The sequence below is a fragment of the Mucilaginibacter sp. genome, from assembly GCF_036568825.1.
In the GTDB taxonomy this organism is placed as follows: domain Bacteria; phylum Bacteroidota; class Bacteroidia; order Sphingobacteriales; family Sphingobacteriaceae; genus Mucilaginibacter.
In genome coordinates, this window is the sequence record NZ_DATCRU010000026.1 from 175724 (window position 1) to 186772 (window position 11049).

The following is an 11049-nucleotide window of genomic DNA, read 5'->3' on the forward strand; positions in this document are numbered from 1 at the left end:
TTTTTTGATTCGGCCTATATAATATAAAACAGGAAGAACAAAATGGAATCGCTTATCAAAACTAACGAAAACACCGTGATGAAATTAAATCAATACGAATGGGACCCGGCACTTGATATTTTAGGCAAGGGCGCCTTTGCTGAGGTATTTAAAGCTAAAGATCAAAAGGGCAATGACTTTGCATTGAAAATTTATACCGAAGCAATATTAGAAGGGTCTACCGGCGGATCTTCTCATGGGAAATACACTTTGGAAAGGGAATACGAAAAAGGCAAGTCTTTGTCGCATACCAATGTGATCAGGTATATCGATTTTGATTATATGCAGTATGTGGATGCTATGCAGCGCCATGCTAAGTATCCGGTGCTTATAATGGAATACGCTGATGAAGGCAGCTTATCAGCCTTATTAAGAACCACTCAGCCTGACGTACAGGAAGCTGTAAGAATCACACGGGAAATATTGAACGGGCTTGGTTACCTGCATACACAGGGCATTATTCATCGCGACCTGAAACCGGGTAATATCCTGCTTAAAAAAGACAGGGTTGGAAATAAAGTGGCAAAAATATCAGATTTCGGTATTAGTCGCGATTTGCTGGAGTTCAGTGCAGACGGTGCTTCAGCTACCGCCGGGATAGGCACCGTTGAATATATGGCCCCCGAGCAATTGCAAAAGAAAACCTATGGTTTAAACGGTGAGATCAGTGAACGTACAGACTTGTGGGCGGTTGGAGTGATCTTCTATCGCCTGCTGACCGGGAAAATGCCATTTGGCGATGTGAACAAGGGTTACGAAAATACTTATGACGAGATCATCAACAAAGAACCTGATTACAGAGCCGTTCCGGTTAAATATCAGCCGGTAATAAAAGGTTGTCTTCGGAAATATGCATCGGCAAGACCCGAAACTGCCCAAAGTGTATTGGATATGCTGACTCAGATCGGGAAAATGGATGATGGCGGCACCACAATTTTAGATGACCATGATAAGGATAAGAAGAAAAAGAGGGAAACCCCTATACCACCGAAGCGGTCACCAATTGGCAAGTACATAGCGATCGCAGCTGCGGTAATACTGGTTATCGCATTATGGGTGAGGTTTGGTATGGGGTCTGACACGGTTACAGATAAAATTTTTAAGAACAGCGACTCCATTCAGTACACCTACACCGGTGCAGTAAAAGATGGCCTTCCTGATGGAACCGGTACGGCAAACTACATGAATTATGATATCAGAAGCTACAATGGAGAATGGAAAGACGGCAAAAAGAATGGACATGGCACAGAAACTTATAATGATGGGACAACCTATGTTGGAGAATTTAAAGATGATAAGCGCGATGGCCAGGGTTCTTATACCTATAAAAGCAAGGAGAGCTATAATGGGGAATGGAAAAGAGGGTTTAGAGATGGTAAGGGCATCGACTCACTTCCCAACGGTGATATATATAATGGAGAATTTGAAAAAAATAGCTGGAATGGACATGGCGCCTTTATCGGTCACACAGGGGAAAATTACAAGGGCGAATGGGTAAACGGACAAAAGAGTGGTCAGGGTACATGGAAAAATGAAAATGGTGATTTGTGGAGCGGCATGTTTAGTAAAAATCTGCCGAACGGGCAGGATACGGTGATCCTCAAAAATACTGATGAATATATAGGGACGGTTACAGACGGACACTTAACCGGGACAGGAACTTTATATTTTAAAGAGAATGATCAGTTTAAGGGAGATAAATACCAGGGTGAATTGTTAAATGGAGCAGAAAATGGTCGCGGGACTTATTATTGGAATAGTGGTAAGATGTATACAGGTGATTGGAAAAGCGGCGAGCCAGATGGACAAGGCAGGATGGATTACCCCGGGGATGGCTATTATGATGGCGAATGGAAAATGGGTAATTACAATGGTGTAGGGGATCGGATTTTCAAAGATGGGTCGGGATATAAAGCTAACTGGGTGAATGGAAAAGTATTCTCTTACATAGCAAGCTATAAGGCAAACTAGAATTTTAAACAAACGATCAGGCAACATAAAAAATAATTGTCATGAAACTAAATCAGTATGAGTGGGACCCGGAAAATGATGTGATCGGCAGCGGGGCATTTGCCGAAGTATTCAGGGCAAAGGACAACAATGGTCATTTCACCGCGCTAAAGATCTACCGCGAAGCCATTGTAAAAGGTTCAACAGGGGGCGCTTTTCAAAGCAAGTATACGCTTGAGGAAGAATATAAAAAAGGTGAGCTTCTGGCTCATACCAACGTGATCAGGTATATCAACCTGGATTATATAGTTCATGTTGATTCTATGCAGCGTACAGTAAGTTATCCTGTTTTAATAATGGAATATGCGGATGCAGGAAACCTGGCGAGTTGGCTGAAAAGCACTACTCCGCCAACTGAAGCTGAAGCGGTGCGAATTATCCGGGAAATTTTAAACGGCCTGGATTACCTGCACAGCCAGGGCATTATTCACCGCGATCTGAAACCTGGCAACATCCTGTTTAAAAAAGACAGGATGGGTAACAAGGTAGTTAAAATATCAGATTTCGGGATCAGCCGCGATACTTTACAGGATACCACCAACAGACCATCGGCAACCGCAGGTGTTGGCACTATCGATTATATGGCGCCTGAGCAATTAATGAAAAAAACTTATGGGCTCAATGGTGAAGTAAGCAATCGTACCGATTTATGGGCAGTAGGCGTGATTCTGTACCGCATGCTTACCGGCAAAATGCCATTTGGTGAAGAAAATAAGGACTATGAAAATATTCATGGAGAGATCATCAGCAAAGAACCCGATTATATTAAGGTGCCTGTTAAGTATCAGCCTGTTATTAAGGCTTGCCTGCAAAAACATGCTTCAGCAAGACCGGCAGATGCTAATGCTGTATTAAAAATGCTGGACGATGCACCGAAGAAAACATTGGATACTATAATTATTCCCGATGATAACAGGCATACTCAGATCAATCCTGATCCATTTAAAGATAGAAAGCAAAAGCAAAAAGATAAAGACGTAATAACTCCCCCGGCAAAACCCACGCCTATTGGAAAATATATTGCCATAGCTGCTGCCGTAGTGCTGGTTATTGTTGTCGGGGTGAAATTTTTGCATGGTGGTACTGAAAATGTAACCAATATGCAGCTTCGCGACAGCCGGGGGGTAGATTATACCTACACCGGCGAATTAAAAAATAATGTGCCTAATGGAACGGGTACCGCTGTTTATCCCAATAAAGATTCCTACAGCGGCGACTGGAAAAATGGAGACCCTGATAATGGCACGATCAATTACGCGACCGGTGCAAAATATGTGGGCCAGCGTAAGGATTTTTACTTTGAAGGACAGGGTACTTATTACTATTCCAATGGCGACCGTTATGAAGGTAACTGGATTCGCGGCAAAAAGGATGGTACCGGTAAGTTTACTTTCTCAAACGGAGAAACCTACCAGGGCGAGTGGAGAAATGATATGCGAAATGGAAACGGTACAGAAATATATGCTACCGGTGAGAAGTACGTCGGTCCATTCGCCAATGATAAGTATGAAGGTAAAGGTACGCTCACGTATCAGAACGGTGATCAGTATGTGGGAGATTTTTCAGACGGGTACAGAACCGGGAAAGGTATCAAATATTTTAACGCTGAAAATGAATTTAAAGGCGACAAATATGAAGGCGGCTTCGTGAATGGTAATTTCAGCGGACAAGGGATTTACTATTGGCACAATGGCGACATCTATGAGGGCAACTGGGTAAATGATAAAAGAAGCGGAGATGGTATATGGACCCATGGTGGAGTAAAATATAAAGAGGTATGGTTGTGGGGGACAAGGGTTAGCAGCACAGCGATGTAATTTGAAATATAGAGTACACTTAGATCATTCACATAAATCAATTTAAAATATCATGAAGCTTAACCAGTATGAATGGGACCCGGAAAATGATGTTATAGGCTACGGTGCATTTGCCGAAGTCTTCAGGGCGAAGGATAACAACGGACATTTGGTAGCATTGAAGATCTATCGCGAAGCGGTAGCAAAAGGTTCTACCGGTGGTTCGTTCCAGGGGAAATATACGCTGGAACAGGAGTACAAGAAGGGCGAGTTGCTGGCCCATACCAATGTGATCAGGTATCTCAATTTCGATTACATTGTTCATACCGATTCGATGCAGCGCCAGGTGAGCTACCCTGTGCTGGTGATGGAATATGCAGATGCCGGAAGTTTGGCGGGATGGTTAAAAAGCACTATGCCGCCAACCGAGGCCGAATCGGTAAAGATCATCCTGCAAATACTGAACGGCCTGGCTTATCTGCACGACCAGGGAATTATTCACCGCGACCTGAAACCCGGCAATATCCTGTTTAAGAAAGACCGCAAGGGAAATAATGTGGTGAAGATATCGGATTTCGGGATCAGCAGGGATGTATTGGAGGATAATACCAACCGCCCCTCAACAACTGCAGGTGTTGGCACTATTGATTACATGGCACCTGAACAGTTGCTAAAGAAAACTTACGGCCTCAACGGCGCAATAAGTAACCGTACTGACCTGTGGGCAGTGGGTGTAATATTTTACCGGATGCTAACAGGGAAGATGCCTTTTGGAGAGGAAAACAAAGATTACGAAAGCATCCACGATGAAATAATTAACCAAGAGCCGGATTACAGCCGTGTTCCGGCACGCTATCAGCCCATAATTAAGGCTTGTTTGCAAAAGCATGCCTCGGCACGGCCGGAGGATGCCGAAACAGTGCTGAAAATGTTTGACAATGAGTATAAAGAAAAGAAACAAATAGTGCATGATGTCCAGGAAGACAGGGAGCGTACACAGATCAATCCTGTTGATCCCGATCCGTTCAAAAATAAAAGGAAGGAAATTCCGGTAATACCGCCACCCGTACCTGTTAAGAATGATTGGGTTACCAAAGTAATGCTGACCATAGGCGCTATTATTGTGGTGATCATCGTAATTAATGTGTTGCCTAAAATTTTTAAGAAAGCTGATAGTTCCACAACAAAATCCGATACGGTACGTGCCTTTGATTCAACATATAAGCCGCTGCAGATAAAAAAAGCGGCCGACTCTACTACCGTCAAATCCAGTAATACTGATGATAAAGTTTATGTAACCGATAAATCAATGCAGGTTAACCTGCGCGGAACCACCTATACAATCACGTATACCGGGTGGTTAAAAAATGGTCTGCCGAATGGATACGGAACTAAATTATATACAAGCGGTGATAAAGCCGGTGATAAATACGTTGGCGAATCAATAAATGGCATGGCAGACGGCAAGGGGAAGCAATACTATCATAGCGGTGCTTATTATGAAGGCGAATATAAAAATGGGTTAACGGATGGTTACGGCACCTATATTTCAGCCAATGGGGATAAATACATAGGCGATTTTGCCAATGGCAATCAAACCGGTCAGGGCACAATGTATTATAACCGGGATGATGAATTTAAAGGCGACAGATATACAGGCAATTGGTATAACGGTGCATTTAGCGGTAAAGGAACCTATTACTGGCACGATGGAAAGGTATACGAAGGCGATTGGGTGAATAGCAAGCAAAGCGGCCAGGGGACGATGACTTTTACTGATGGATCAAAATATGTGGGAGCATGGAGTAACGGCGACCGGAATGGATATGGCAGCGTTTATGACAAAAACGGTAATTTATATTCATCCGGGCAATGGGAAAATGGCCAGCTAAAGAATTAAGATAGATCGAATTAGGCTGCCAGAAAAAATTAAAAAAATATTCTTTCTGAGAGTGACATTTTTTAATTCGTCCGATATGTTCTGTAGAGGATACTATAAAAAGAGAAAAGATGATCAGCATAGAACAAATTACCTGCCTCAATGAAATAGGTCAAAGACCGCAGCTTGAGGATTCAATTTACCCCGCACCTGGTAAAGCCACTATTTCCGATAAACTGTTTATGGTGTGCGATGGGGTTGGGGGCGAAAATATGGGCGAAGAAGCAAGCCGTATTGCCTGCGAAGGGTTTGCAGCTTTTTTTGAGCAAAACACCCCCGTGCGCGGTGCATTGACTGATACTTATATCCGTGCGGCTCAGTCATACGTTTTGCAGCAGATGCGCAACTATGCTGTTGAGCATCCCGAAGCGCAGAAGATGAGCACAACGCTTACTTTGGCTTATCTTAATGGAAATAATGTATCCGTTGCCTGGTGTGGAGATAGCAGAATTTATCATTTACGCAAAGGAGAAGTGATATGGCGGTCAGCAGATCATTCACTTGTTGGAAACCTGGTACGGCATGGTGAAATTACCGAAGAAGAGGCCCGCATACATCCCCAGCGAAACATCATTACAAGGGCATTGAGTGCTGCAGGAGAACCTTCTGAGATCGAAATGCACATCATCCGTAATGTTCAGGATGGTGATTATCTTATGTTGTGTACTGATGGGGTGCTCGAACAAATAACAGATAAACGTTTAAGACAGATCACCCTGAGTCATGTTAACAACAAAAGAAGCCTGTTCATGGAGTATTGCAGTGATGTCACCAAAGATAATTTCTCGCTTTACTTGCTGAAACTGAACAGTGATAACTCAGGAGGCGCTGTGACAGGTGGTAAAAAAATGATGCTACCTGTTTTATTATTTTTAATTGCCCTTTCTGTATTAGCCATTTTGTTCAGGGATCCGATCAAGAGATTTTTTAAATCTTCAGAAGATAAACATGAGGTTGTAACCCCTAAAAAATCATCAGATAGTTCCGGACCAGCCAAACCGACAGAAAAAAGCCCTGAAAAATCATCCGGCGGCCAGCCACACCCGGCTTCACCGTCGAATAAAAAAAGGAAAGATACAACGGAGCAAAAAGTGGATACTATAAAAGAGCTTAATGTATCGGTAGCGGGAAAAAGTATAAAGATAAAGGCATCGATCAGTAAAACCAGAAAACCAGAAAAGGATCAAACAACCGCAAAAGACAGTACTAAAAAATGATGTTGCATCCCCCAATTCTCCTGAAAATTAATCTCAAATAAGTCATTTTCATAGACTTATCCCATTGCTATTCTTACAAATAGGCGTTCAGTATTCAATTAAATGGTTGAATTATGAACACTTTTTTTTCGTAACCAACAGTTAACAATGGCTTTATATCGCAACGATGGGCAAATTATTTTCGCAATAATTAATTTATTTGTCACCCTCCCTCACGGAGCCTTAAAAGTTGAAACATTTATTTTGAAAAAACGTATAAAAACGCGTTTTAAAGGCTTTGATCATAAATAATGAGATGAACGGATTGCTATCCCATCTTTATTTATCCAACCAACTGTATGCCCCCTCAATATTATCAGAACGATCCGTGGGTATATAAATTCGGTAAAAGCCACCGGCAAATACTCACCGGAAAAGTAAAACCATCTACGTTTGAGCCTTGGGAGAGTTAAATACAGGAATTGGTTTCCGTATAAGTGGAGTTACCATGCACTGACTAAATATATTATAGCGTAAACCCGGTACGTAGTTGTATGATGCTATGGGCCGATACAAAGTTTATCATGGTAAAAAGGTTACTATTTTTTATAACTGCGTTTGTTTTAGTTCTGTCATCTTCAGCGGTGATGGCAGCTAATGCTACATTGAGCAACCTTACCGTAAGTGCGGGTACATTTTCTCCAAATTTTACGAGTAATACAACTACTTACACCATACTTGAAAGCAGCTCAACAGCATCCATAACATTTAAGCCCACCCAATCGCTTAGTGGCTCTACAATTAAGATAAATGGCAATACAGTTTCAAGCGGCTCAAATTCGGGCGCAATACCATTAAATCCGGGAGATAATACAATAACCATTGTAGTATCAAAATTCCTCAATAACACAGTGACTTATACAATAACTGTAACCAGGGAAACAATTAGCTATTCCGGTTCTCCGTATACTTTTTCTGCGGGTACTGCAATACCTACATTGACGCCGACGGTAAGCGATCCGCCGTCCAGTGTTACTATAAGTCCTGCTCTTCCTGCGAATTTATCAATTGATAATTCAGGAAATATTTCGGGTACGCCAACAGTGGGCTCTGCTGCAACCACCTACACTGTTACGGCAAACTATGCAGGTAGTATTACAGCTACCACCACAATATCGATTACAGTAACTTTGCCGGCTCCAAATATTAGTTATAGTCCTGCGGCAAATGTCTTTACTGCAGGTACGGCTATCAGTACCTGGGCACCAACTAATACGGGTGGCGCAGTATCTACCTGGTCAATTAGCCCTGGTTTACCGGCAGGATTGTTATTTAACACCTCTACTGGTGCTATTACAGGTACGCCGACATCCCAATCTTTATTTACTATTTACACGGTTACAGCCACAAACGCTACCGGTAGCAGTACTTTCAATATTGATATTACCATTAATAATCCGGCGCCGCCGAATATAAGTTATAGCCCATCTGCAAATACATATGTAGTAGGTACAGCCATTAGTTCGTGGACACCCACAAACATCGGGGGGGCTGTTGTGAGTTGGTCGGTTAGCCCATCCTTACCAGCGGGCTTGTCATTGAATTCCAGTACAGGCGTGATAACAGGTACACCAACGGCTGTAACCGCGACAGCTACTTATACCGTTACTGCTACAAATGCAGCCGGTAGCAGCCCTGCAACCTTAACCATTACCGTAAATCCGGCGCTCCCGGTCATCAGTTACAGCCCGTCAACAAATTCATATCCGATAAATGCGGCTATTACACCGCTGACGCCAACCAACACAGGCGGTGCGGCTACGAGTTGGTCAATAAGCCCTGGCCTACCGGCGGGTTTATCGTTCAATACCAGCACGGGGGGGATTTCGGGCACACCAACAACAGTAACAGCTACTGCCTCTTATACCGTTACGGCTACTAACGTAACAGGCAATGCCACAACTACGGTAACTATTACCGTTAATCCACAGCCACCGATAATCAGTTACTCGCCGTCGGCAAATATTTATGTGATCAATACGGCAATTACCAACTGGAGTCCAACAAATACAGGTGGCGCAGCAACCAGCTGGTCAATAAACCCGGCATTGCCCGCAGGCTTATCATTTGATACCACAACAGGTACAATCTCCGGGACACCGACCGCATTATCTACTATAACAACTTATACGGTAACCGCGACAAATGGCGGCGGCAGCGGTAATACAACGATTAATATTACCGTTAATCCAACAGCACCGGTGATCAGCTATTCGCCATCATCAAATAACTTTATTGTTGGTTCGGCAATTACAACATGGACCCCAACTAATACAGGTGGTTCATCTACCAGTTGGTCAATCGGTCCGGCTTTACCTGCAGGCTTGATATTCAATACAACAACCGGTGCAATTTCGGGTACGCCAACAGCAGTATCGGCAACAACAACTTATACCATTTCGGCTGATAACGACGGTGGCGTGGGCACTACATCAATTACTATAACCTGCGTTAACCCAACCGCCCCGAATATCAGCTATTCACCTGCAAGTAATACTTATACTGCAGGAGTAGCCATCACTAACTGGGTACCAACTAACTCAGGAGGAGCGGCATCAAGCTGGTCAATAAGTCCGGGTTTGCCTGCCGGTTTATCATTTGACACCACTACAGGTATCATATCCGGTACGCCAACTGCTTCATCCGCAACTACAACGTATACCATTACTGCTACCAACTCTGTGGGCAGCTCAAGTAAAACGATAACAATAACCGTTAACGCCCAGGCGCCGGTTATCAGTTATACCCCATCGACTAACACCTATACGGTTGGTACTGCAATTACATCATTAATACCAACCAACACTGGCGGAGCAGCAACCAGTTGGTCAATAAGCTCCGTTTTACCTGCAGGTTTATCATTTAATACAAGTACAGGTGTTATTTCGGGTACTCCAACAGCGGCATCGGTATCTAAAACTTATACCATTACGGCCACCAATATTACAGGAAGTGGATCGGCTGCAGTTACTATAACCATTAATAGTCTTGCACCGTCAATAAGTTATTCACCCTCTACGGTTACTTATTCGGTTGGTGCTACAATAACTCCGGCAATTCCTACAAATATTGGTGGTGTTGCATCAACCTTTGCAATCACCACAGGTACGCTGCCAACAGGTTTATCATTTGATCCAACAACAGGCACAATTTCGGGCACACCAACGGTTACCTTCGCAACAGCTACATTTACCATAAAAGCAACCAATGCGAATGGTTCATCAAGCACAAACCTGATCATCACTGTTAGTCCGCATGCACCGGTTATTAGTTATAACCCGTCAACAAACGTTTATCCGCTGAATACAGCTATAACGCCGTTAACGCCAAATAATACAGGTGGCGCGGTTACAGGTTATTCTTATTCGTCTACAGGTACCAAGCTGACGGGTGCTACTCTTAGCGGACCAAGCTTGATGGCTATTGATGCATCAGGTAATATTTATGTATGTAACTATAACAATGGCACAATTAGCGAATACAACTCAAGCGGTACTTATATAGGTAAATTTGCGTCAAGCTTCAATTTTAATAACCCATGCGGTATCGTATTTGACTCGTCAGGTAACGCCTATGTAATGGACACCGGTAATGGCGCGATATATAAGTTTAGCTCAACCGGTACATCTTTGGGTACTATCGTGACCGGCCTTGGTCACCCGCTGGGTATTGCTATCGATGCATCAAACAATATTTATATTGCCACTTACAATACCAGCAACAATGCGAGCTCGGTTACAAAATATAACTCTTCGGGCACCCTGCTGCTTACATTGCCAACAACAGGCATGAACCAGGCGGATGGTGTAGCCATTGACGGAGCAGGTAATATTTATGTATTGAACCGTGCTACCAACTTCTCTACTCCAAACAGTTTGGGTAACGTAACCGAGTATAGCCCTACAGGTGCTTATATCGGTGTGTTTAGCAGTGGTTATAACGACCCGCTTGCAATTTCCATCGACGCGTCAGGAAACGTGTTTGTTGCGGATTCGCACAATAATCAGGT

5 protein-coding genes are annotated in these 11049 nt (G+C 43.3%); all 5 read left to right on the forward strand.

What is annotated here, in order from left to right; translation table 11 throughout:
* Positions 1–42 precede the first annotated feature (42 nt).
* On the forward strand, positions 43–2010 hold the full coding sequence (locus tag VIM89_RS05830) for a protein kinase domain-containing protein (protein ID WP_488155197.1): 1968 nt from the start codon (positions 43–45) through the stop codon (positions 2008–2010).
* A 41-nt stretch (positions 2011–2051) separates the two neighbouring features.
* On the forward strand, positions 2052–3866 hold the full coding sequence (locus VIM89_RS05835) for a protein kinase domain-containing protein (protein ID WP_488155198.1): 1815 nt from the start codon (positions 2052–2054) through the stop codon (positions 3864–3866).
* Between the two features lie 52 nt (positions 3867–3918).
* Complete coding sequence (locus VIM89_RS05840) at positions 3919–5745, forward strand: protein kinase domain-containing protein (protein ID WP_488155199.1); 1827 nt, start codon at positions 3919–3921, stop codon at positions 5743–5745.
* A 110-nt stretch (positions 5746–5855) separates the two neighbouring features.
* Positions 5856–7001, forward strand: a complete 1146-nt coding sequence (locus VIM89_RS05845) for a PP2C family protein-serine/threonine phosphatase (protein WP_488155200.1) — start codon at positions 5856–5858, stop codon at positions 6999–7001.
* Positions 7002–7564: 563 nt separating this feature from the next.
* The coding region (locus VIM89_RS05850) for a putative Ig domain-containing protein (protein WP_488155201.1) at positions 7565–11049 on the forward strand (3485 nt) is incomplete at its 3' end.